Raw genomic sequence first — 22,872 nt, 5'->3', positions numbered from 1 at the left:
CCCGGCTCAGTTCCCGTAGCTCGTCACGTGGCGATGCTGGCGGCCACGCTGACGGCAGCGCTCGCGGCGGCGGTACCGCTCACGGCGACGCCGTACGAGAAACCGGTCCAGAAACCGGGGGCCTCCATGGCCTCCAGCTCCTGCATCCCCAGCTCCAGCACCGGCTGGGTCTTCTCGATCTCCTGCATTAATGACACCCCCTCACATTCAGGTCCGAACGTCTCTCGATCGTGTCGTCACCGGTCGCTTTTCCGGTGATCTGACAACGACCGGGATCAGGTGATCGCCGCGGCCGAGAGCGCGGCGCTGCCGTAGGCGGCGGAGGCGCTGACGACGATTCCGGCGCCGACACCGGCGGCGGTCCACCAACCGGGCGCGTCCATGGCCTCGAGCTCCTGCATCCCCAGCTCCAGCACCGGCTGGATCTTCTCGATCTCCTGCATTTCCCCTCCTTCTCTTGTCGAAGTTCTGCACTTCCCCCGCTTCGAGCCGCTGGGCTGCGGGCCGAAACGGAAGTCCTCGATTGCTCAGGCTGCCGGGGGCGGCTCCTGGACCGGAGGTTCCGGTCCGGCGGCCTCGCGCAGCAGGCTCAACAGGTCGTCGGCGGCAAGACCACCGAGCATGGGCAGCCCTGCCCCCCAAGCCCGTACGATCCGCAGCGCAATGGCCTCGGCATGGTCAAGCGTCAGGGGGACGCTCCGGTCGATCCCCCACGAGTCGACGAGTGCGGCCACCCCACAGGCCGGGTCTGCGGGAAGCTGCTGCGGTCCTTCCGACCGGAGCAGTGACCACAGCCGCCGTAGCCGCCGGGCCGAGCCCAGCCGCTTCTCGCCGGCGTCGATCGCCCGCCACAACGGCGGCAACAGGGCGGCCACCGCTGTCATCTTGCGGATCGCGAGCGCCGAGGAAAGCTCGTTGGCGACGAGCCAGCCCTTGACCGCGTACGGATCGCGGCCCGAGTGGAACCACTCGTCATGACTGCTGCCGCTCAGCTCGGCGATCTCCAGCCGAAGCCCGTCGGAGCACCGCTGTCCAGCCCGTTCCGCGTCCCGCACCTCGTACCCGAGCCGCACCAGTCGCCTGGCGGCGTCCTCCACGTGCGCGTCCTGGGGCGGCAGGTCGCCGTGGTCGCCGACATACGGGCTCACCAAGCGGAACAGCGCTTCCAGCACACCCTCGGCAATCAGCTCCTGCGGCAGCGTGACCGTGGCCTCAGGGTCGATCACGGCGCTCTCGGGCCGCAGCGCCTTGCCCATGACCAGCCGCTTTCCTTGCGGGTATGTCAGGCATGCGACAGCGCTGGACTCCGATCCCGTGCCCACGGTGGTGGGTACGGCGATCAGCGGCACAGGCCGGAACGGCTTGGGAGCGAGCACGATCAGGCCACTGCGCTGGGGCACCGTCAGCCGGGCGCACACCTCCGGGCCCGCCACCGCCAGCGAGGCCAGCTTGGCCTGATCGAGCAGGGAGCCACCCCCCAGCCCGACGACCAGTTCCGCACCGGCCAGCCGTTCCGCGAGAGCGAGCACGCTGCGCAGATCGCCGGATCCGTGGAACACGAGGGTCTCGGCACAGGCCCCGCCCAGGGCGCCCGCGACTCGCTGGTGGATCACGCTGTCACGGACCGCGTCGTCGACGAGAACCGTGGCGTTCCGGCCACGGATGGCGTCGTCCTTCCTCAGCAGCCGCGCCAGTTCGTCCGTACCTCTCAGCGGCTGCCGCTTGTCGTCGCCCGTGGTCCTCATCCCCGGGCCTCCGCTCGCGCGGCGACCCGGTCGGCATACAGGCCGAGACCCGCCCGGACACAAGCGAGGAGTTCGTCCAGTTCGGCGTCGGTGTAGGTCAGTGCGGGGAAGAGCTGCATGCCATGCAGTCCGGGGTGCACGATGGCACCCGCCTCCCGGACCGCGGCGACGAGCGAGGGGACCTCGGACTGCGGCAGCGGAACTCCGCTTCCGTCGGCCGCCGTGACCCGAACCGACCGGAAGCAGCCCACGCCCGTCGTGCCGGTCACCAGGGGATGCTCGGCGACAAGCGTGCTCAGTTCCTCCTCCAGCCGGCCGGCCAGCCTCCGTCCCCGGGCGACCGCGTCGAGCCTGCGCATCTCGGAGAGGGTGGCCAGGATGGTCGCGCAGGTCACCGGCGTTCCGGCCTGCGTCTCGCTGTGGCTGAGGACCACGCCCGTATCGTCGAAGGCGTCTGCCACCGACTGTGCGGCCAGCACCGCGGCGGCGGCGCTGGTGCCGTTGGTCAGGCCCTTGGAGGTGATGAGGAGGTCGGGCTGGGCCGGCCACCGCTGGGAGGCGAAGAAGTCCCCGGTGCGGCCGAACCCGGTGGCCACCTCGTCGGCCACCAGCAGGAATCCGTGCTCCTCGCGCAGCCGCAGCAGCTCGGCGACGTACTCCTCACTGAGCGGCACGGCTCCCGAGCCCAGCACCGGCTCGACCACCACCGCCGCGACCTGAGCACCTTGGCGGGCCATGAGCGCCGCCAGTTCCCCGGGCTCGTTCGGGGTGACGTGCCGGACCAGCCGCTGGTCGACCCCGTAGACCTGCTGTCCCAGGTCCTCACCGGTCAGAGCGAAGCCGCCGAAGGTCAGACCGTGATAGCTGCCGCGCAAGCCGACCACGACCTTGCGCCCGCCCCTGCCGCGCAGTGCCTGGTACTGCCGGGCAAGCTTCGTCGCGAGATCGTTGGCCGCGCCGCCCGAGGTGGAGAACAGCACCCGCCCGTAGTGTCCGGCACCCGCGAGCTCCACCAGGGCATCGGCCGCACGTCGGGCGTACTCGTTCTCGTAGCGGAAGACGCTGAGATACGAGGCCGTGAGCAGTGCTTCGGCGGCGGCCTCGGCGATGGCCTGATTGCCGTATCCGAGGTTGGTGTTCCACAGGCCGCTGGTGCCGCAGAGCAGTTCCCGCCCGTCGGCGAACCTCACGCGCACGCCTTGCGCGGACACCGCGCACAGGTCGTCCCGGCCCTGCTGATCGGGTGTGAGCAGCGAGGGCCACAGTGCGCTTCGCCGCGAGGTCACGCGGTCACCTCCGCCTCGATCAGCACGCTGTGGTGGCGCGCGCCGACGTCGGGCAGCAGACGCCGGGAGCACACGGCGAACCCGCTCCGGCGCAGTTCCTCTTCGAGCTGACCGGCCGACAGGACGCGGATGGTGGTGGTGCACACGTCGACCTGTCCCGCTCCGGTCACCGCCGGGAACACCGTGACGGTGCGGGCTTCCGCCCCGGGCGTCCAGTACTCGAACACCCGGTGACTCCGGCCGCTGTCGGCGGTGAACTCGACCTCGGTCTCGGTCGGCGCCTGCTCATCAGCTGTCAAGTCCACGGTGGACAGCAGGAAGCGGCCACCGGGTGCGAGGTGGGCACGTACGGAGCGGTACAGGCCCTTCCGGCCAGGGGCATCCAGTAGCGAGACGGACGTCGTGCCCAGGACGATCACACCGAACTCCCGCCCGAGAGCGAAGTCGCTCATGTCGGCCCGCACCGGTGTGCACCGGTTCCGCAGGGCCTCGGGCGCCTCGGCAAGCCGTGCGCTCAGCAGCTTCAGCATGCTGCCGGAGAGCTCCAGTGCGGTGACGTCCCGTCCCGACGCGAGCAAGGGCATGGTCAGGCGTCCGGAGCCGGCCGCCAAGTCGAGCACCGGCCCGGGTACGGTCCTTACCAGTGTGAGCAGTTCACGTACCTCGTGTGTGTCCTGCCCCGCCAGGTCGTGGTAGACGGGCGCGCCGACCTCGTCGTAGAGGTCGCGGCACACCGCTCTGTCGCCGAGTTCCGCCAGGAGCGCGCCGGCGCGGCCGGGGATCAGGGGCCTGTTCGGTGTCATGTCCCTCATCGCGTCCCCGCAGCATGGAGAACGCGGGAGCCGAGTTCGATGCCCGCACGATCGAACAGCACGCGCACCTGTTCGAGGTTCTCCCGGTCGGCGAAGCGGGCTGCGGCCTCCACCGAACCGCACACCAGCAGCGCCTCCGTCACCTCGGCGGTGGCGCGGTCCAGTTGAAAACTCCGCCCGTGGGACGCGCTGTGGGCGTACACCGAGTCGTCTGTCCACAGGAGGAGCGGCAATGCGGGATCGACGGCGTCCGCCGCGTCGGGCAGCTCACTGAGGGCGGCCACGAGGCGACGGCCGAAACCGGACACCCCGGTGATGTTCAGACCTCGCGCCCGGAGATCACGAATGCCGTGCAGGGCGGCGAGATATCGTCCGAGCCATGGCCGTTCGGCCAGCGCGGAGGCCCGGGTCGGCTCCGGCAGCCATCCGCCCAGGCACACCGCGCAGGGCTGTGCGCTCTCGGAGTTCACGCGCGCCCACTCGACGGCGATCTGGTCCAAGCTGTCACCCACGGTGCCCAGTCGCTTGCCGCCCGGGGAAGTCGACAACTCCCCGGACCGCCCCACGTGCAGTCGGAGCACGGGGCCGTCGTCCTGCGGACCCGCTCCCAAGGCGGGAAGATCCGCGAGCTGGATCACCGGGTTGGTCAGGAACTCGGCGAACACACCCTCGTGGCGTGCGCGGTCGGCGTCGCGAAGGTAGATCTCGAAGTCCGTTCCGTCCGCCACCCGGATCAGAGTGGGGCCGACCACCGACATGTACTCGCTGATGCCGTACGCCTGGATCTGAAGGTAGAAGCCGGGATCGTGGGAGAACTCCGCGCCCGGTTCACTGAGTGAGCCCTCGTAGCCGATGACCACAGGACCGTCCGTGCCGCCCGCGTGACCGGGCGCAAAGACCATCGTGCTGGCGTCCACCACGTCGGAGGCGAACAGAGCCGACAGGTGCTCAGAGTCCTCGAGAACCACCGTCAGGGCAGACTCCCGCCCACGAGGGAAACGCCCCGCGCGGCCGGTTGCCCAGCTCATCAGGTGCTCTTTCACCGCAGACATGCATTTCCCCTGTTCACACACTCAGTTGACGACTCGGATTGATCTGAGGACCCGAAGGCTCGGAGGCAAGCCGAACCGTTCCTGCTCTGGCCAGGCTTGTGCCCTGGACCGGGGCAGCACGGGTCGGTGCGCCGACATCCGTTGTCGACGGCGCGCCTTATGAGCCGGAGCGGCTACGCACTTACTGGGCCAGAGCGGCCAGAAGCGCCTTCAGGTCGGCCATCGCCGCCTGCGCACCGACCAGGTTGTACACGCCCGTCAGGTTCAGGACGACCTCATCCACGCCCGCTGTCTCATACGCCTTGAGCTGTTCGAGCAGTTGGTCGGTGTCCCCGCTGAGGAAGGCCCCGCCGCCCACCAGGGCCCTGGCGCCGGCCGCCGGGTCCCCGCCCTCGACTTCCACACCTGCCCGGCGCAGCATGTCGATGTAGTGCGGCCCCTTCAGGTGGGCGGCATTGCCGGCCAGCGCCAGTTCCGCCGGCTCGTGACCGGGGTGCTTGAGCGCGACCGGCACCATCGCGGTCAGGCGCGGCACCGGCCGCCCCGCCGCTTCCGCCCCGGCACGCATCGCCGGAAGCACAACGTCCCGCAGATAGGCGGCAGGCGTCAGCCAGGTAATGGCGACATCGGCGAGCTCACCGGCGAGCCGGGCCATGCCCGGTCGCAGAACTCCGAGGCCGACCTCCACCGGTGGCGCCGGGAAGGGCGGAAGAGAGCCGTGGCAGGAGACGTACTCACCCTTGATGTCGACGATCTCGTTCGCCAACAGCCCGCGCACGGCGGTGAGATACTCCCGCGCCGCGGTCAGCGGGCTCGCGTAGGGCGCGCCGAGCAAGCTCTGCTGAAGGGACTTCGCCCCTGGACCGAACCCGGCTGTCACGGGCTGACCGGTGGTCATCGCCAGTGACCGAGCCTGCAGCGCGGCCTCGAAGGGATGGCGCAACGGCATGAGCGTCACACCGAGCCCGGCAGGGACTCGGAAACCCGAGCCTGCCGCGTGCGCGAAGCCCTGGTGAGGCTCCACGAGCAGGGCCTGGCCTTGCCACAGTCGTTCTGCCTGGGTCCAGTGGACCAGGCCCGCGTACGGCAGCAGTTGCTCAGGCCGACGAGGCACGAAAGGCACGAGAACCGAGTACGACGTCATGCCGAAACCGCGCCTGTAGATGTCGCGGCACGCTCGCGGAAGGGCCTGAAGCTGTTGAACCTGAGAGGCGCGGCGATGGTCAGCGCCGCAAAGCCACCCAGGCGGATGGTGTGGCTGTACATGAAGAAACTTCCCCGTCGTTGACACACAACCCTGCTGGTCCAAGGTTGCTGCCGACCGCAGTTGTGCGGTGCTGCACATGATCATGGCGCATGGGCTCTGCTTTGTAAACACTTTGCCTGATCTTGTGAAGAGCCCGGGTCCAGGCATATGCCCGGGCCCGAATCCGCCCTATCGGCCGGGTCGAGACCGGGCAGGTGGAGGTGGCGGCGGACGGTACGCATGCCCCTGCGCTGTTGGGGCGGCCGCGGGCGATGGGCGGCGATCTCGTTTCACAGGGGGAGATGCTCGGGCTGCACTGGCCGTATGTGGACCTGGAGGCGGAGCAGTTCGAAGCCGTGCACGAAGCACGCGAGCGCCGACCCGGAACGCAAGGGAGGCAGGCTCGCCTTCACCCGCCCCAACGGGCTGGGCGCGGCCATGCCCGCGATAGTCGCGCGGCCCGCTCCCGGCGACGCCGTCGCCTCCGCTGAACGACAAAACCCCAGGTCAGTGAACTTCTGACCTGGGGTTCCAGTGGAGCCGCTTTCGGGATTCGAACCCGAGACCTACGCATTACGAGACCGAGAAGGCTTGTGCCGACCGCTGCCAAACTGTGCTGCGAAGTAGCGTTTGAGCTGGTCAGAGCATGTGCAGCAGGTTGCCCCGCACCACCTCGTGTTGCGCTGTCCAAAGGCGTCTGTCCACCGGCCGTCCACCGGTAAAGGTGACTCCGGCCACTGGGCGGCCCGGCACAAGCGTCTTGCTTACGAGTGGTACTACCTTCGCCTGTTCGCCGCACTGGCTGTTGCAAACCTACAATGCAGCACTGAGGGCGTGGCACCCCTACGCGTCCCGCAGGGAACAGCAACTGCAGTGACAGCAGCAACGTCGTGTTCTTGTTTCATGCCCGCTGGCGGCCTTCCCCCGGTCCGACGGCGGTGCCGCGAGCGTCGGTTCCTGCGGTGTGTCTTCGACCCCCACCAAACGCTGGAGGTCGGCGGTCACTACCCGGTAGGCGTTGCCGAGTTTCAGCACCTTGCACGGATACTCACCCGGCTTCGCCAGACCGTAGCCGGTAGACCTCCCTGTTGAGAGGGCTCTGTTCGCTGTCTGTAGATCCACCGTGGGTGGCAAGGCCACCAGGTCCTCACGGGTTAGGGCCGCACCACCGATCGCCCCGAGTCGCTCTGTCACCGCACCCTCCCCATGACACGGATCGACACCGCAGCCTCTTACGCCCCCTGGCCGATCACCAGCGTCATCCATAGGCACTCGGAAAGAACCTCCCAGAACAAGAGATTCACCCGTACGAGTGGTCGAAACCGATTGTGATCGTGGGCCGCAAAGCAGACCCAGCGACACCGGGGACCAAGGCTCGGAGGTTCCCGGCTGGATGCGCAAGCCACCAGGGGTACTGAACCGGAACGCACAGTTGAAATCGCGTGGGCCCTGTTTGCGGCGGGGAAGAAGCATGGGACCCTGTCGCACGCGCGCCCTCCGAGTCCGGGCTCAGAAGTTATTGTCGCCAGACCTCGAACTGCGCGCGGACGCCGTAAACCCGGACCTGATCCACCCGTACGCCAGGAACAGCCGATGGCTGAATCTACCGACACCGGCCAGCATCTGAGCCAGAACGGTCCTGTCGAAGTCTGTGTTCCGCCGGCGGCAAGTTCGATCAGCCGCTCCCGCGAGTACCCGACGCTGTCGGCGGCCACTGGGACCAAGAGTTGTACGGGTGGCCCGTCGTTCTCTCGCGGGATGGGCGAGCAGCACGATGATGCACCCACAAGTCATCTCACCGCCCCAGGTCCCATGAGGCTCCTCGTGACATGATCTCCGTACGAATCACCGTGGTTGCGAATCTCCCGGGGGATGTCCTTGCAGTTCCCGCCCGGCGACGTAGTCGCCTCACTCGGCATGTACTTGAAGTTCAGGAGCCTGGCCGACCTCCTCAGAATGCGACACCCTGACCTCGCGTCGACGGTCTCGGTCCCGGACATCCCACCTCATTACGTCAAGATCGACCTGGGAGACACTCAAGGCGCTCTCCTCGCCATCCTGAAGATCGGGGGGATCCATGTCTGGGCCGTAACAGCGCCGGTCATCAGAAGTCGGCCGATCATCCTGCCCCTCAACGGGATGTCCGACGAGAACCTGGTGGATACCCTGCACGCCGCCGCATCTGCGCAGCTCCAGGAACGCTCTGTCGCGTCCCCCTGGAAGTGGGGAGAATCGGAAGTCACTCCGATCGTCCAGCTGGCCGACCAGTTGACCGCCAACGGCGCGGTGGTGCACAACGTTGTGGGCAAGAACCACTATTTCCTCTACCACCACGTCGATGAATGGTGGGACCCGAAAGTAGGGATCGCCAGGACCGGGGCACGGTCCTATCTCGACGCCACCTACGGCGACTTCGCCTACCGCGCCTCCCACCACAAGACCCTCGGCTGGCGGGCTGACATCTACGATCCGCGTGAACGGCAGTGGGCTCGGCTCGCAGATCCTCTGGGCGCTGGCGATCCTCAGGGCATCGGCAAGCTCCCCGATATCGCCGACCTCATCGACGTATCGCCCGAGGCGATCGCCTACTTGGCGTGTGAGCTCACCAGGGAGTCGCGGTGGGAGTGCCATCACCCGTGGAGCCCGTTCGACGCTCCTCCGTTCCGCGCTGCTCCTGATGGCATGCGCACCCCTGACCTGCTGGAAGAACTCCTGCTACCCGCCCATTCCGCAGCCGAGCGGACCGCCCCGCAGGAACTTCCCTCAGACCTCCTCGTGCGCCGGGTAGAGAGCCAGCTCCGAGCATTCGGCCTCGCCGTCGAATGGGGCCAATCCAATTATCCGCTTGTCTCACATTCGCACCACGTCGCCTGGCACAACGCCGCCCGAAGCATGTCCACTTCGGAGGTCCAACGGCTGAACGGCGTCGCCGCGGCCGAGGAGAAACAGCTCCTCGTCCTCAGTCGCAGTGGACTGACGCGGCCGGCGGGCCAGTTCGCGGATAAGGCCAAGGCGCTCGCGTTCCAGTGGGATGCGAAGACCGGTTTGTTGTTCAACGGCAACGCCCGTGGTGCCGACCTACTCTTCCCGCGCCTGGAGGACTTCGAGATGTCGATCGGTCAGCAACCGCGGGGCATGGCTCGCGACTGATCGCAATCAGTGCCCAGCCGCTCGGCGTCCCTCACACGAGCGGACGCCGGGACCAGGGGCCGGACCTGCTTCGGGCGGCGTGGACCGTACGCTTCAGCCCGTGGTTGCGCGTGCCATCCCAGTCTCCGCCGTCCGCGAGATCGAGACGACTTCGAGGCGAGCTCCCATCCCCTCGAGCGCCGTCGCCGTATGCAGGAGGGAAATCTTGGCAAAGGCGAACAACGAGTCCGGGGTCAGCTCTGCCCCATTCTTGAGCAGAATACCGAAGACGAGCGTCGGTGAACTGAACGACCTGTCCAGCGCGTGCCCGGGAGAGAGCTTGTCCACCTTGGAGAGGAAGTCCTTCCGGGCCTCAAGGTCGAAGCGCACCGTCTCGATCCCGGTGCGCCCCTGAGCGAAGAGGTGGTTCAACGGGGCGGTGCTGGATGCTGCCTTCTTGACGCAGATGAACTGGCCCTGCGGCCCGAGAGCATCAGCGATCTCCAGGCCGCCTCCCCGCAGGCGCTCTGTGTGTACGTTGTTCTTGTCGAGCAATACATACCGATCCTGCGCGGCAACCTCCTTGTTGTACCAGTCCTCGTCATGCACGTTGTGCCTCTTGTGCCCCTGGGGAACCCCACACCTTTCGCCCGTCTCACACATCTCGACGGTCCAGGGCGGCATGGTGACGCTGGCAGGCTGGGCGAGGAGATCGGCGACCCGCTGCTCGACAACGGTGAGGTACTCGGCTCCGATCTCGTACCACTTCCCCTGCCAGTAGAAGTAGTGCGCAACCCCGTCAGGGACTTCTGCAGTGAACCAGTGGTCGACAGGAACCTTGCCGCTGTTCGCTTCGGAGTCGTCGGTGCTGGAGAACATCTGGATACGGCCCTCGCGCAGCGCACGCAGGCGACCTCCCTCCGGACGACGCTGGACAGCGGCAACGAGCTGGTCGACGTCAAGCTCGGCGTGCTGCCCGGCATGGCCGGCGAGCGTCACCTTGAAAGACTCGGCGAACTCGAAATGTTCCCTGCACACGCTGGGCACAGCAAGCGCCATGCGGCTCGTCTGCCCCTCGCCAAGCATGGCGTCGAGGCGCACGTCAAGCTTCTGCGCCTGCTCGCTCTTCGGGCTGAGCGGTCGGACCTGGGCGATGAACTCGAACTCGGGCAGCGGGTTGGGCCGCGCGCACACCTCTTCGATCTCCTGGAGGTCACGGAGGAGGGCGGCGGGCGAGTTGCCAAGATGTATCTTGATCGACCTGTCGTTGCCAGTGACGTGGGCCGGCCGCTTACTCCCTGCGGTGAAGGTGAGGGGGACGTTCTCGATCTGTCCGGAGATCTGGCTGACGATCTCGCCGAACTGTTCGATGCCGAAGCCTCGGATGTGCTCACCGCTGGTGGCGGAGTTCTCGTCGGTGCGGCCACGGGCGTCCATGACCTGTCGGCGGACCTTGGTGATGCGGTCCTCCTTCAGGCAGCGGACGGCGAACTCGATGCCAAACCCGGGGTCGATCCGGACCGGGTCGATCATCAGGTGCCCCATGCCGTAGGTGATGCCGTACACCGAGTTCTCGGTCCGGACCAGGAAGAGGGCGAGCGAGGTCCGGTTCTCTTCCGCGACGGGGTGCCCCGTCAGGATGCTGAGCGGGTCGCACCAGTCGGCCCGGCCCGGGGCGATCGTGCCGGTGACGAGCAGGCCGACGAGGCCATCCTTGTTGACCGGACGGCTCGTGAAGCCTTCGCGGTCCAAGTAGCGGGGAAGCACGAAGGCACTGAGGTCCTCGCCTCGATCGGGCCCCTTGGCGCGCAGCCGGTGCAGCGAGCTCTTCCGGGTGGTCGGCGTCTTCTTCGCCGTAGGAGGGCGGGTCACGGTGCGGGAGACTTCAAGGGTCACGGGGGTCCTCGTCTTCGATGGTTGTGGCAGGGAGACGTTCTGGTGCACATACAGCTCGCTTGGCCAGCGAAGCGATTTGACCGCGTGCGGCAGGTGTCGACGGTTCGGTTGTGCCCTTCGAACCATCGGCACCTGGTTCCGGCCGGTTAGTGACGGCGGGTCGTCATCTGGGGCCCGCCGTGCACACGGCGGGCCGGGGCCGAGGCCAGGTGCCAGCCGTGGCACCTCGGGCAGAGGTACGAGCGGATGGGGTCCTTCCCCCTGGCACGGCCGCGGGCGCGGATCCCGGCGAGCGTGAGGTCGGCCGCAATGCGGTCGACAAACCTGGTCTTGCCGCAGGAGGTCTGCCGCTTGGGGCGGCAGGGACGGGGTTCCCGCCTGCTCGTGCTGACCTTGCGCTGATGGTGCACCGGGATTCCTCCGTGTTCAGGGCGGGGGATCTGCTCGATCTGTGGAACGTCGGTTCCGTTAGCGGGCGTGCCGCGTCCGGCGCCAGGAGGCCAAGGGACGACTGGGGCGTGCGGGGCTGTGATGGCGTGACGGGTGCAGGCGGCGGACCAAGGGCTCTCACCGGAAGGAACCGTAGCCACACCGGACAATGGAAGGCAAGCATGTTGACGAAGGTCATCAATGTTCACAGATGCTCGTTGACGGAGGGCCTAGGTGTACACAAGGGCTTGCCGGAGGTGAAATCTGCCCGATATGGTCACTGTCATGACCCCAGCCGAGTCCGAGGAGATGACCGCCGCGGCAATCGCCAGGCTGGCGGGTGTCGGCCGTGCCGCCGTGTCCAACTGGCGCCGTCGCTACCCCGCGTTCCCTCAGCCTGTGGGCGGTGACGAGCGCAGGCCGACGTTCTCCCGGACCGAGGTCGAGGCGTGGCTGGAAGCCACCGGCAAGGGCGATCAGCTGTCGACGGCCGGCCGCACTGAAACCGGCACCCACCGCGTGGCCCAAGAAGCGCCGTACCCTGTTCCGCACGGCGACCAGCTGCCGACGGCAGAAGCGGGGCTGGGAATCGCGAACCTGGACTCCGGGCAGTTGCTGGCCAGGGTGATGGCAGCGCTGCTGCCACGCACGACCGCAACGCCACGACCGATCGAGGTCGGTTTCACGGACGAACCTGCGGTACTCGACCCAGCCTGTTCCGACGCCACTTTGCTGCTGGCCGTCGCGGACCGCTTCGGGGATGCCGTCAATCTTGTCGGCCAGGAAATCGAGGAGTCAGCCGCCTCCGCCGCCGCCCGCAATCTGCGCAACAACGCACACGGGGCACCGTACGAGATCCGCACCGGCGACTCCTTTCTGGACAATCAACTCGACGCCTACCTGGGCAAGGCGGCTGCAGTGGTCTGCGAGCCTCCCTTCGACCTCCCCCGGTGGCCGGCCGACGAGCTGGCCGATGATCCGCGCTGGGAATTCGGTGTCGCTGCTCCACGTGACGGCGAACTGGCCTGGGTCCAGCATTGCTACGCCCATCTACGGCCTCGCGGCCTGGCCGTGGTCGCCGTAACGCCCCGTACTAGCCTTCAGCCCTCCGGGGAACACATCCGCGCTGAGCTGACACGTTCCGGGGTCCTGCGCGATGTGATCGCACTGCCGAAGGGAATGGGATCGGCATCCGACACCGGGCTCTGTCTCTGGGTGCTGCAACGCCCTTACGACGCGGTCGCCACGGAGACAGTGCGCATGGTCGATCTCTCGGGACTGGGCGACCCTGCTGATGTACCGCAGGAGTTCGCCGCCTGGCAACGTCTCTTCTCTGATGCCCACCCGACGAGATTCCGCGCCGTTCCACGCCGAGAGATCCTCGACGGCGACGCCAGCCTTCTGCCCTCCCGGTACATCAGTTCTCCTACCGAGGCGAGCCCCGAGGACTTCCGCCGAGTCACCGACCGGCTGCGGATCATGTACACGAGCCTCGGCCAAGGTCTTCCGCGCTTCGCCGCGCCGCCGAAGCCGACGCACCACGTGTACGTGACCTTCGGCGAGCTGGAACGTGCAGGCGCCCTGAGAATCCGTTCCCGCGAGACCACCCCGCACGCAGGCGATCTACTTCTTCGGATGCACGGCCGCCCGCCGGTTGTCGCTACCGGCAGCGCCGAGGACGAAATCGGCATCGCTCAGGTCATCGAGATCGACGACACCCGGCTGGACGCGCACTTCCTCGCCACGTTCCTGCGCATCGACGCCAACGCACTGCCGGTGTCCAACACCCTCGGCGTACTCAGCCGTGAGGACCTGCGCCGCTGCCGCATTCCTCGTATGCCCCTCTTCGACCAACGCCGTTACGGAGACGCGTTCCGCCACCTCCAGCAGCTCGAAGACGTACTCACCACGCTTGCGAAGACGAGCACACACGTCATCGAGCAGACCCTCCTTGGGCTGGCCACCGGTGTTCTGGCACCGGAGTTCACCACCTCGCAGCACACTGATGAAGCCAAGCTGGCTGACGACGAGACGAGAGTTCTGTGACCTCAGCACCCACGCACACCAAGATGGCGAACGACGTCTGGTCGGTCGCCGACTTGCTGCGCGGCGACTACAAGCGCCATGAGTACGGGCAGGTGATCCTGCCCTTCACGTTGCTGCGTCGCCTCGACGCGGTGATGGCGCCAACCCGCGACGCGGTGCGAGCCCGCAACGCGTCGCTGGAGGTTCAGAACAAGGACCGGCTGCTTGAGCTCGCGGCCAAGCTGCCCTTCTACAACACCTCCGATCAAGACTTCGCCTCGATCGCCTCGGACGCCCCGAACGTCGCGAAGAACCTCCGTGACTACATCAACGGCTTCTCTCCGAACGTTCGGAAGATCCTGTCCCGCTTTGACTTGGACAACGAAATCACCAGGCTCGCGGGCGCGAAGATCCTGTACAAGGTCGTCGGCAAATTCAACACGATGCGCGACCTCGACAAGCTCTCCAACCACGACATGGGCTACGTCTTCGAGCACTTGATCCGCAAGTTCGCCGAAGACTCCAACGAGACCGCCGGTGAGCATTTCACTCCGCGCGAAGTCATCAAGCTGATGGTCAACCTACTCATCGCCCCGGACGCCGAGACCATCGCCGGCGAGGGTCAGGTCATCAACATCCTCGACCCGGCATGCGGCACCGGCGGCATGCTCACCGCGGCCGAGGACCACATCAAGTCGATCAACCCGAAGACCAAGGTCTACCTCTTCGGGCAGGAACTCAACGCGGAGTCCTGGGCCATCTGCCAGGCAGACATGCTCATGCGCAACCAGCCCGGCCGCATCTACTTCGGGAACTCCTTCAGCGACGACGGCTACCCGGACCAGAAGTTCGACTACATGCTGGCCAACCCGCCGTTCGGTGTGGAGTGGAAGAAGGTCAAGGACGAGGTCGAGGCCGAGACTGAGATCGGCCACGCGGGTCGCTTCGGTGCGGGTACACCGCGCATCAACGACGGATCATTCCTCTTCCTCCAACACTTGCTCTCGAAGATGGAACCCGTCGAGGGCAAGGGGACCCGCCTGGGCATTGTCTTCAACGGCTCGCCGCTCTTCACGGGAGCGGCCGAGTCCGGCGAATCGAAGATCCGCCAGTGGATCCTGGAGAACGACTGGTTGGAAGGCGTAGTCGCCCTACCTGACCAGCTCTTCTACAACACTGGCATCTCCACGTACTTCTGGATCCTCTCCAACCGCAAGCCCGAGAAGCTGCGCGGCAAGGTGGCTCTGGTCGATGCCCGTGACCAGTGGGAGAAGATGCGTAAGTCCTTCGGCGAAAAGCGCAAGCAGATCAACGACGAGCAGATCAAGCACATCACCGAGATGTACGTCGACGCACTCAAGGGCGAGGGGGACGAGAACCACCCGGACCATGCCAAGGTCAAGGTCTTCGAGACCCGTGACTTCGGCTACCACCGCATCACCGTCGAACGCCCCCTGAAGCTACGCTTTGAGATCACCGAGGACACCCTGTCGGCACTGGAGAACGCGAAGGCCCTGGCCAAGTGGGAAGGCCGCGAAGCGATGGTAGCGGCGCTGCGCGGACTGGTCGGCTCGGTATGGTGGACTAAGCGGGAAGCACGGGACGCCCTTCACGCGGCCATCGCAGCAGACGGTGCACAGTGGCCAGGCACGGCGGCGCTACTCAAGGGGCTCTGGGGTGCGGTCTCCGTCTCGGATCCCAAGGGTGAGGTCCAGAAGGTCAAGAAGGCCGGCATCGAAACGATCCTCCCGGATCCGGACCTGCGCGACTACGAGAACATCCCGCTCAGCGAGGACATCGAGACCTACTTCGCCCGTGAAGTCACTCCGCACGTTCCGGACGCCTGGATCGACCACGACAAAACGAAGGTCGGCTATGAGATCCCCTTCACCCGGCACTTCTACGTGTACACCCCGCCACGGCCGCTGGCCGAGATCGACGCAGAACTGCGCGAACTTGAGGCACAGATCCAGAAGTTGCTGGGTGAGGTGACCGCATGAGTTCAGGCTTCAACATCACGATCCCGGATTCGTGGTCCTGGTCGCCACTCAAGTATATCTCAACATTCCTCAATCGAGGCACGGCGCCCGACTACGTTGAAAATGGGCCAGTCCGAGTAATCAGCCAAGCAGCAAACCAAGCCACCGGTCTCGACTGGGAGCGTACGCGCTTCCACAACTACAGCGGTGACCCGAGAAAAATCAAAGGCTACTTGCTGCCTCGCGACGTCCTGATCAATTCAACAGGGACCGGAACCCTGGGGCGCGTCGGCTACTTCACAGCCGGACCAGACAACCGCCCCTGCATTGCCGACGGACACGTTACGGTCACTCGCGCGGATCCACAAATCATAGACCCTCGATACATGTACTATTGGTTCATTTCCACGCCATTCCAGGACTACGTTTACTCAGTTTTGATTTCAGGCGCGACCAATCAGATCGAACTGAACCGAGAGCGTCTCTCCGGATCACCGATCCCTCTCCCTCCTCTAGCGGAGCAGCGCCGCATTGCAGACTTCCTTGACGCCGAGACTGCACGGATCGACTATTTGAAGGCTATTCAAGAAGCCGCAAAGCGGGCACTTCTTGAGCGGCGAGCGGCTGGGATCTTTAGTGCGGTAACTGGATCGGAAATTAGAAAGCGTATCCCGTCGACCCTGGCTTGGGTCGAGACCCTTCCTTCTACCTGGGAAGCAGTGAAGCTCGGCCACGTGGCTCGCATGGGAAGTGGACATACGCCGAGCAGAAACAAGCCGGAATGGTGGATGGATTGCACAATTCCATGGGTCACGACGGGCGAAGTAAGTCAGATGCGCTCTGACCGCCTCGAAGTCCTCACGGAGACTCGCGAAAAGATCAGCGAGACGGGACTCTTGAACAGTTCCGCCGAAATTCACCCAAGCGGTACGGTAGTCCTCTGCCGCACAGCGGCGTCAGCTGGATATTCGGCAGTCATGGGGCGAGACATGGCAACGAGCCAGGATCTCGCGACCTGGACATGTGGACCTAAACTCGACCCATTCTTCTTGCTGTGGTGCCTCCGAGCGATGCGCACCGATCTGTTGAATAGGCTCGCAATGGGCTCGACGCACAAAACTATTTACATGCCAGATCTGCAAGGGTTGCGGATCCCGTTGCCAGACATCCGGGAGCAGCGAAACATCGTCGAAGTTATTCGGTCGAGCAATCTCGCAATCGATTCTGCTGCCGATGCTATTGACGGCCAGCTTGCCCTACTCGCGGAACGCCGCCAGACTCTCATCACTTCTGCTGTCACTGGCCAGTTCGACATCACGACCGCAACCCCGTCCGGGGGCATCGCATGAACCACGGAGCCCACTCCGAAAACGCCTTTGAGGTCAACATCGAGGCCGAGCTGCTCACACGCGGATGGTCCCGCGCCCAAGGCACGTTCAACGTCGAGCTCGGCATCGACACCGGAGAGATGTACCGCTTCATCGGCGCGACGCAAACGAAAGCCTGGGAACGGCTCATCGGTTTCTACGGTGGCGACCAGAACACCGCCCAACGTCAGTTCGCGGAGCGCGTCGCCGCCGAAGTCGACGCGCGGGGCGTATTGGACGTCCTGCGCCAGGGTGTACGCGACCGGGGCGTGCAGATCGACCTAGTGTACTTCCGCCCCGGCCACACCCTGGCCGTGGACGCACTCGCCGAGTACAACGCGAACATGCTGACCGTCGCCCGCCAGCTGCACTACAGCACCCGCCACCCTCGCCGTTCCCTCGACATGGCGCTCTTCGTCAACGGCCTACCGGTGGCCACCGCCGAGTTGAAGAACCCTAGTACGCAGCAGAACGCCGACCACGCAGTCGCGCAGTACCGCCGCGACCGCGACCCGAACGACGTGTTCTTCGCCAAACGCGCCCTGGTCCACTTCGCCGTGGACCCCGACCGAGCCTTCATCACCACGCGGCTGCGCGGTGCCGATACACAGTTCCTGCCGTTCAATCTCGGCTCCAACGGCCCTGGCGTGTCCGGCGGGGCCGGAAACCCGGCCGGCGCCCCCGGCTCGTACAGCGTCGCCTATCTATGGGAGCAGATCTGGCAGCGCGACAACTGGCTGGAGATCTTGCACCGCTTCATCCACGTCCAGGCCCCGGACAAGAAGGGCGCGAAGGTGAACCCGCACACTTCGCCCCGCATCTTCCCGCGCTACCACCAGTGGGACGCCGTACAGAAGATGGTCACCCACGCACGGGAGCACGGGGCCGGGCACAACTACCTGATCCAGCACTCAGCCGGCTCCGGCAAGTCGAACACGATCGCGTGGCTGGCGCACCGCCTTTCCACCCTATTCGACGCCGCTAATCAGCCGGTCTTCAACAAGATCATCGTAATCACCGACCGGGTGGTCCTCGACCGGCAACTCCAGAAGACCATCTTCCAGTTCGACCACACCCCTGGTGTTGTCAAGAAGATCGACGAGGACTCGACTCAACTCGCCAGCTCCCTGGACGACTCCACATCGAAGATTGTCATCAGCACGCTGCAGATGTACCCGTTCGTGCTGAAGAAGATCACCGACATGGGCTTGTCCGGCAAGCGCTACGCGGTCATCATCGACGAGGCTCACTCCTCACAGGGCAGCGAATCGGCGATCAAGATCAAGCAAGCACTCGGTTCGAATGTTCCCCCTCGCGAGGAGAACGAGGACCCCGTGGAGTACATGACACGGGTACGCGGCAAGCAGCCAAACCTGTCCTACTTCGCCTTCACCGCCACCCCGAAGTCGCCCACCCTCAAGCTGTTCGGCACCTTTGACCCAGACCGGGTGAATCAGCGCACCGGCGAGCTGGGCATGTACGTGCCCTTCCACATCTATTCGATGCGGCAGGCGATCGACGAGGGCTACATCCTCGACGTGCTCGCCAACTACATCACGTATGACACCAAGTGGCGCCTGCGTAACGCTGCCGTCGACCAGGCCGAGTCGGCCATCTCGAACCCTGATGTCGATGAGAGGAAGGCCAAGACCAAGCTTGTCCGATACGCCGAGCAGCACCCCAAGTCTTTGGAGCAGAAGGCGCGGCTGATCGTCGACGACTTCCGAGAGAACATCACCGGGCGGCTCGGCGGCCGGGCCAAGGCCATGGTCGTCACCAGCACTCGTCAGCACGCGCTCGACCTTTACCAAGCGATTCGCGCGTACGTCACTCTGCGCGGGTACAAGGACTGCGGCGCTCTCGTCGCGTTCTCCGGGCAGCTCAAGGACGACGCCGGTCTGGAGTTCACGGAGGCCCAGCTCAACGGGTTCCCCGAGGGGCAGTTGCCGGACAGGTTCGGCTACACCAAGTCCGACGATCCACAGGCAGTCGCGCGTGCCCAGGATGAGTACCGGCTTCTGGTCGTCGCGGAGAAGTACCAGACCGGCTTTGACCAGCCACTGCTGTGCGCGATGTACGTCGACAAGCCGCTGACCGGTGTCGCGGCCGTGCAGACGCTCTCCCGGCTCAACCGCATCCACCCGCTCAAGTCGCAGGATGACGTGCACATTCTCGACTTCGTCAACGAGGCTGTCGATGTCCAGGCCGCCTTCGAAGACTGGTTCGAGACGACCATCACCGAGCCGAGCGACCCGAACCTCCTCTACACCAAGCAGCACGAGGTGATGGGATACGGCCTCCTCGCCGCATCGGAAATGGAAGCCTTCATCCGCGTATTGTCCGCAGCTGGCCCCGGCCGGATGCCGGACGCCGCCGAACGCAAGCTCCATGCCGAACTCCACGAGTATCTCAAGCCCGCTCTCGACCGCTTCAACGCCCTGGAAACAGACGACGAACGCGAAGGCTTCCGAGGCGCGTTGCAGGATTACGTACGCGCCTACAGCCTCATCGCCCAGATCGTCGACTGGGGCGACCGGGACCTGGAGCGCCTCTACCAGTACGGCAGGATCCTGCTGATCCGCCTGCCGGGGCGGCCTTCGGCCTCGGTGGACATTGGGGACGCCGACCTGAGTCATTTCCGGCTCGAGTTCACTGGCCGGCACAACGTCTCGCTCTCCACCGCGGGCGACCGCAACGTCCGGGGGCACGCCGCCGACGGCGGTGGCTACCGCGAGCCAGAGGTCAAACCGCTCTCCGAAATCATCGAGGATCTCAACGAGCGCTTCGGCCTCGACCTGAGCACCTCCGACCAGATCCTGGTCTACCAGCAGGTCGTCGGCCTGGTCGAGGACACCTCGATGCAGCAGATCGCGCTCATGAACGACGAGGCCCGCTTCGGACAGGTCGCCGACGACCGCCTCGACGACATCGTCGCGGAGAACGCCGAACGCAACACCGACTTCATGAAGTTGTACTTCGACAACAACGAGTTCCAGAAGGCGATCAAGGAGGCGGCTCGCAAGCGTGCCTACCGGATCATCACCGAACCAGCGCGGGACGAAGCCCTCGCGAAACTTCGCAGTGAGATGCGTCGTGAAACCGGAGGCCAGGCGATCGAGCAGTAATCGCTGTAACAGACAGGCAGCGGGGCAGGCTGAGCCGTATGCTCCGAGCTCTCTGGCAGGAGTGGGGCATGACGGACGATACAGAACATCCAGCCGAAAGACCTCTGCTCGCAGGACGCTACCGCGTGGACGGTTCGATCGGCCGCGGTGGCATGAGCGAGGTCTTCCACGGCTATGACGAACGGCTGGACCGACGCGTCGCCATCAAGGTGCTTCGCCCGTCGCCGGCGGCTGCGATCCCGGCTTCGCCGGACAGTCCAGAAGCAGCGGAGATCCTTGACGTTCTGGAACGTGACCGTAGGCGGTTCCTACGCGAGATCCGTACCACGGCGCAGCTGGAGCATCCCGGGATTCCTGCGGTCTACGACACGGGAGTTGAAACCGTCCCCGATGGCAGCGTGCAGCTGTGGCTCGTCATGCAGTTGTTGCGCGGCTCGACGCTGGAAGCGGTGCTCGACCGTACGGATTACGACACCGCAGCGCCGAACGTGGCATGGGCAGCGTCGATCGCGGCCCAGATCGCAGCAGTACTAGCGGATGTGCACCGAGTTGACATCGTTCACCGCGACATCAAGCCCTCCAACGTGATCCTCGTCAACGGCGGCTTGGTCAAGGTCCTAGACTTCGGCATTGCCATCCTGCGCGGCGCCGGCGCGCTGCCACGTCTGACTCAGATCGACAAGACCGTCGGGACCCCGCCCTATATGTCGCCTGAGCAGTGTCTCGGCAAGGCGGTGACCTTCGCCTCGGACATCTACTCGCTCGGCTGCTTGTTCTACGAGCTGCTCACTGGCGACGTGCCCTTTCACGGGACCGACAGCATGCCGCTGCGGGCCCATCACCTGCAGACACCCGCCCCCTCCGTCCAGAGCCGACGGGCCGACACACCAGGTGCTCTTAGCGCGCTCCTGTCGTCAATGCTCGCGAAGGAACCACGGGAGAGGCCCTCCGCGGAGGCGGTCTACGAGGCTCTGCTGCCCCTGGCATCGACTCCGAGCGTTTCCACTGCAGGCGGCGACGAGAACCGGGACCCGACGCGTCCATTCCGTCGCCCCCTCCTTGCCCCGGCCAGGCAGAGGGAGCAGCCCACGAGCCGAGGAAAGCTCACCGACGCCGAGGCCGAGGAACTGCAGGCGAACGTAAGGGTACTGCTGAAAAACGATCATCCCTCCGAGGCCATCCGGCTGCTCGATGACGGTGTCGCCCGCGCCGCCCACGATCCGTTCCTGGACCTGCGCCTGCGGCACTTCCTCGCCGCCGCACTTTTCTACGCCGGCGAGTACACCCGTGCCGCCACGCTTTTCGAGGTCGTCGGTCGTGCCTACCGCAAGCATCTGGCCTCGACCGACTCGTACGTCCTTGACTGTGCCTACCACGCAGGCCACGCGTATGCGGAAGTCGACAAACCGGATAAGTCGCTGCCCCAACTCCGCTTCTACGTGCAGAACGCCGACGCCTCAGCGAGCCGCGATACCGCAGACCAAATCCGCGAGTCGCGCTTCGTCATCGCCCAGATGCTCGCCGCCTCGGAACACCTAGACGAAGCTCTTGCGGAACTCGAAGCCGTTCGCCCACTTCTGACCGCCGCCTTCGGTAGCAACTCGACCCAGGTACGTAACCTGGACAAACAAATCCACCGGGTGTCGGAACACATACGGAGGGAACACTGAACCGCCCCAAACAGTGAGCCGTTTCCAAGCTGGCCTGGCGGACCGAGAGTTGGACAGTCCTGTATAAGGACGAAACGCCTGGTAGACAGCCTCTCAACCGAGATCACCCGTGTCCACCAAGAGCGCGACTGAACGTGAGGCTGCAGGAGATCGGGGCGCAGTGGCGACACTGTACCGCCGGTTCATCTACGGTGCGGTGACACCCACGCCCAGCTCGCCGCCGGGTATCGCAACCGTCTCTCGCTGCATAGCCGCCTCCGAGGCAGGCCAGCTCTTGAGGCCTGTGAGACTGGCCAGTCTCGACGCCGCCGATTCCCCAGCGAAGGAGGGGCGCACTTCACCATCATTAGGACGGCAGCGGTAGACCTCTGCGGAGGAGCGCCAAGCGCGCCTGTCCACCGGTTGTCCACCGCGACCCACTGCATGGCCTGACCAACTGTCCTAGACGGAGAAACAGCAGGCCAGAAGCACTTCGCCCGCCGGGGCGAGAAAGTGTCACCTGCGACCTACGCATTGAAATGCGTAGGTCGCAGGTGACCGATTAGCCCGGTTTTCAAGACTCACGAATACAAGAAACCCCAGGTCAGAAGCCTGGCCTGGGGTTAATTTGAGCCGCTTTCGGGATTCGAACCCGAGACCTACGCATTACGAGTGCGTTGCTCTGGCCATCTGAGCTAAAGCGGCGTGCTGCGTGCACCTAGGGTGCGGTCGGCAACGTCGGTAAGTCTACACAGTTTCCGGGGGTGCTTCGTACCGGCCCCGGGGTGCGGAGATCCGGGGCCGGACGGGGGCTAGGTTCTGTCTCTTTGGTCAGCGTCGGGTCCAGATGAGGATGCCGGCGAGGTGGAGTGCGGCCTGGTAGGCAAGGGCGAGTTTGTCGGTTCGTGTGGCCAGGCCGCGCCACTGCTTGAGTCGGTTGATGCAGCGCTCGACGGCGTTTCGCTGCTTGTAGGCCTCGCGGTCGAAGCCGGGTGGGCGGCCGCCTCGCCGGCCTCGCCGCTGGCGGTGGCCGATCTGGTCGGACGGCTGCGGGATGACCGCGCGGATTCCCCGACGCCGCAGGTGGATGCGGATGGCGCGGGAAGAGTAGGCGCGGTCGGCCAGCACGGCG

Annotated in this window: 16 protein-coding genes, 1 tRNA gene and 1 pseudogene; 6 read left to right on the top strand and 12 right to left on the bottom strand. The window is 65.6% G+C overall.

Annotated elements, in window-relative coordinates; all coding sequences use genetic code 11:
- Nucleotides 1-23: 23 nt before the first annotated feature.
- The 9 genes and pseudogenes from ACLF5H_RS26860 to ACLF5H_RS26820 form a co-directional block, all read right to left on the bottom strand.
- The gene (locus ACLF5H_RS26860; RefSeq protein ID WP_421678583.1) at nucleotides 24-188 is read right to left on the bottom strand and encodes a daptide-type RiPP; all 165 of its coding nucleotides are present in this window, start codon (nucleotides 186-188) and stop codon (nucleotides 24-26) included.
- Nucleotides 189-275: 87 nt separating this feature from the next.
- The gene (locus ACLF5H_RS26855) at nucleotides 276-443 is read right to left on the bottom strand and encodes a daptide-type RiPP (protein ID WP_421678582.1); all 168 of its coding nucleotides are present in this window, start codon (nucleotides 441-443) and stop codon (nucleotides 276-278) included.
- Nucleotides 444-527: 84 nt separating this feature from the next.
- A complete protein-coding gene (gene mpaC / locus ACLF5H_RS26850) occupies nucleotides 528-1,745 on the bottom strand; it encodes a daptide-type RiPP biosynthesis dehydogenase (RefSeq protein ID WP_421678581.1) in 1,218 nt (405 codons plus the stop codon).
- On the bottom strand, nucleotides 1,742-3,031 hold the full coding sequence (mpaD, locus tag ACLF5H_RS26845; protein WP_421678580.1) for a daptide-type RiPP biosynthesis aminotransferase: 1,290 nt from the start codon (nucleotides 3,029-3,031) through the stop codon (nucleotides 1,742-1,744). Before mpaD ends, mpaC begins: the two co-directional genes overlap by 4 nt.
- Nucleotides 3,028-3,834, bottom strand: coding sequence for a daptide-type RiPP biosynthesis methyltransferase (gene mpaM / locus ACLF5H_RS26840; RefSeq protein WP_421678579.1), 807 nt, complete (start codon nucleotides 3,832-3,834; stop codon nucleotides 3,028-3,030). Before mpaM ends, mpaD begins: the two co-directional genes overlap by 4 nt.
- Before the next feature lie 5 nt (nucleotides 3,835-3,839).
- A complete protein-coding gene (mpaB, locus tag ACLF5H_RS26835; RefSeq protein ID WP_421678578.1) occupies nucleotides 3,840-4,895 on the bottom strand; it encodes a daptide biosynthesis RiPP recognition protein in 1,056 nt (351 codons plus the stop codon).
- A gap of 181 nt (nucleotides 4,896-5,076) precedes the next feature.
- Complete coding sequence (locus tag ACLF5H_RS26830; protein WP_421678577.1) at nucleotides 5,077-6,039, bottom strand: LLM class flavin-dependent oxidoreductase; 963 nt, start codon at nucleotides 6,037-6,039, stop codon at nucleotides 5,077-5,079.
- Between the two features lie 392 nt (nucleotides 6,040-6,431).
- Nucleotides 6,432-6,581, bottom strand: a complete 150-nt coding sequence (locus ACLF5H_RS26825) for a hypothetical protein (RefSeq protein WP_421678576.1) — start codon at nucleotides 6,579-6,581, stop codon at nucleotides 6,432-6,434.
- Nucleotides 6,582-7,113: 532 nt separating this feature from the next.
- A pseudogene (locus tag ACLF5H_RS26820) lies at nucleotides 7,114-7,335 on the bottom strand (hypothetical protein); the annotation flags it as partial.
- A 678-nt stretch (nucleotides 7,336-8,013) separates the two neighbouring features.
- Between ACLF5H_RS26820 and ACLF5H_RS26815 the strand changes: the two are divergent.
- On the top strand, nucleotides 8,014-9,291 hold the full coding sequence (locus tag ACLF5H_RS26815; protein WP_421678575.1) for a hypothetical protein: 1,278 nt from the start codon (nucleotides 8,014-8,016) through the stop codon (nucleotides 9,289-9,291).
- 93 nt (nucleotides 9,292-9,384) lie between these two features.
- On the opposite strand, the gene ACLF5H_RS26810 is transcribed toward ACLF5H_RS26815, so the two are convergent.
- Nucleotides 9,385-11,166, bottom strand: coding sequence for a DUF6119 family protein (locus tag ACLF5H_RS26810; RefSeq protein ID WP_421678574.1), 1,782 nt, complete (start codon nucleotides 11,164-11,166; stop codon nucleotides 9,385-9,387).
- Nucleotides 11,167-11,880: 714 nt separating this feature from the next.
- On the opposite strand from ACLF5H_RS26810, the gene ACLF5H_RS26805 reads away from it, so the two are divergent.
- The 5 genes from ACLF5H_RS26805 (at nucleotide 11,881) to ACLF5H_RS26785 (ending at nucleotide 21,761) form a co-directional block, all read left to right on the top strand.
- Nucleotides 11,881-13,641, top strand: a complete 1,761-nt coding sequence (locus tag ACLF5H_RS26805) for an N-6 DNA methylase (protein ID WP_421678573.1) — start codon at nucleotides 11,881-11,883, stop codon at nucleotides 13,639-13,641.
- A gap of 23 nt (nucleotides 13,642-13,664) precedes the next feature.
- Nucleotides 13,665-15,620, top strand: a complete 1,956-nt coding sequence (locus ACLF5H_RS26800) for a type I restriction-modification system subunit M (RefSeq protein ID WP_421678572.1) — start codon at nucleotides 13,665-13,667, stop codon at nucleotides 15,618-15,620.
- On the top strand, nucleotides 15,617-16,948 hold the full coding sequence (locus ACLF5H_RS26795) for a restriction endonuclease subunit S (RefSeq protein WP_421678571.1): 1,332 nt from the start codon (nucleotides 15,617-15,619) through the stop codon (nucleotides 16,946-16,948). Before ACLF5H_RS26800 ends, ACLF5H_RS26795 begins: the two co-directional genes overlap by 4 nt.
- On the top strand, nucleotides 16,945-20,091 hold the full coding sequence (locus ACLF5H_RS26790; protein ID WP_421678570.1) for a type I restriction endonuclease subunit R: 3,147 nt from the start codon (nucleotides 16,945-16,947) through the stop codon (nucleotides 20,089-20,091). The genes ACLF5H_RS26795 and ACLF5H_RS26790 overlap by 4 nt, the downstream gene beginning before the upstream one ends.
- A gap of 68 nt (nucleotides 20,092-20,159) precedes the next feature.
- Nucleotides 20,160-21,761 (top strand): protein kinase domain-containing protein, encoded by a 1,602-nt coding sequence (locus ACLF5H_RS26785; protein WP_421678569.1) that lies wholly within the window; start codon nucleotides 20,160-20,162, stop codon nucleotides 21,759-21,761.
- Nucleotides 21,762-22,371: 610 nt separating this feature from the next.
- On the opposite strand, the gene ACLF5H_RS26780 is transcribed toward ACLF5H_RS26785, so the two are convergent.
- Both ACLF5H_RS26780 and ACLF5H_RS26775 read right to left on the bottom strand, forming a co-directional pair.
- A tRNA-Thr gene (locus ACLF5H_RS26780) sits at nucleotides 22,372-22,445 on the bottom strand.
- Between the two features lie 126 nt (nucleotides 22,446-22,571).
- A partial coding sequence (locus tag ACLF5H_RS26775) for a transposase (RefSeq protein WP_421678568.1) occupies nucleotides 22,572-22,872 on the bottom strand: 301 nt, incomplete at its 5' end.

The organism is Streptomyces sp. LaBMicrA B280, assembly GCF_049222185.1.
Classification (GTDB): domain Bacteria; phylum Actinomycetota; class Actinomycetes; order Streptomycetales; family Streptomycetaceae; genus Streptomyces; species Streptomyces murinus.
This window is presented reverse-complemented; position numbering and strand designations above follow the sequence as displayed.

Bases quoted from the DNA above. Each gene is read 5' to 3' on its own strand.
- ACLF5H_RS26860 (WP_421678583.1), bottom strand. From the start codon at position 188: ATGCAGGAGATCGAGAAGACCCAGCCGGTGCTGGAGCTGGGGATGCAG.
- ACLF5H_RS26855 (WP_421678582.1), bottom strand. From the start codon at position 443: ATGCAGGAGATCGAGAAGATCCAGCCGGTGCTGGAGCTGGGGATGCAG.
- mpaC (WP_421678581.1), bottom strand. From the start codon at position 1,745: ATGAGGACCACGGGCGACGACAAGCGGCAGCCGCTGAGAGGTACGGAC.
- mpaM (WP_421678579.1), bottom strand. From the start codon at position 3,834: ATGACACCGAACAGGCCCCTGATCCCCGGCCGCGCCGGCGCGCTCCTG.
- mpaB (WP_421678578.1), bottom strand. From the start codon at position 4,895: ATGTCTGCGGTGAAAGAGCACCTGATGAGCTGGGCAACCGGCCGCGCG.
- ACLF5H_RS26830 (WP_421678577.1), bottom strand. From the start codon at position 6,039: ATGACGTCGTACTCGGTTCTCGTGCCTTTCGTGCCTCGTCGGCCTGAG.
- ACLF5H_RS26825 (WP_421678576.1), bottom strand. From the start codon at position 6,581: ATGGCCGCGCCCAGCCCGTTGGGGCGGGTGAAGGCGAGCCTGCCTCCC.
- ACLF5H_RS26815 (WP_421678575.1), top strand. From the start codon at position 8,014: ATGTCCTTGCAGTTCCCGCCCGGCGACGTAGTCGCCTCACTCGGCATG.
- ACLF5H_RS26805 (WP_421678573.1), top strand. From the start codon at position 11,881: ATGACCCCAGCCGAGTCCGAGGAGATGACCGCCGCGGCAATCGCCAGG.
- ACLF5H_RS26800 (WP_421678572.1), top strand. From the start codon at position 13,665: ATGGCGAACGACGTCTGGTCGGTCGCCGACTTGCTGCGCGGCGACTAC.
- ACLF5H_RS26795 (WP_421678571.1), top strand. From the start codon at position 15,617: ATGAGTTCAGGCTTCAACATCACGATCCCGGATTCGTGGTCCTGGTCG.
- ACLF5H_RS26790 (WP_421678570.1), top strand. From the start codon at position 16,945: ATGAACCACGGAGCCCACTCCGAAAACGCCTTTGAGGTCAACATCGAG.
- ACLF5H_RS26785 (WP_421678569.1), top strand. From the start codon at position 20,160: ATGACGGACGATACAGAACATCCAGCCGAAAGACCTCTGCTCGCAGGA.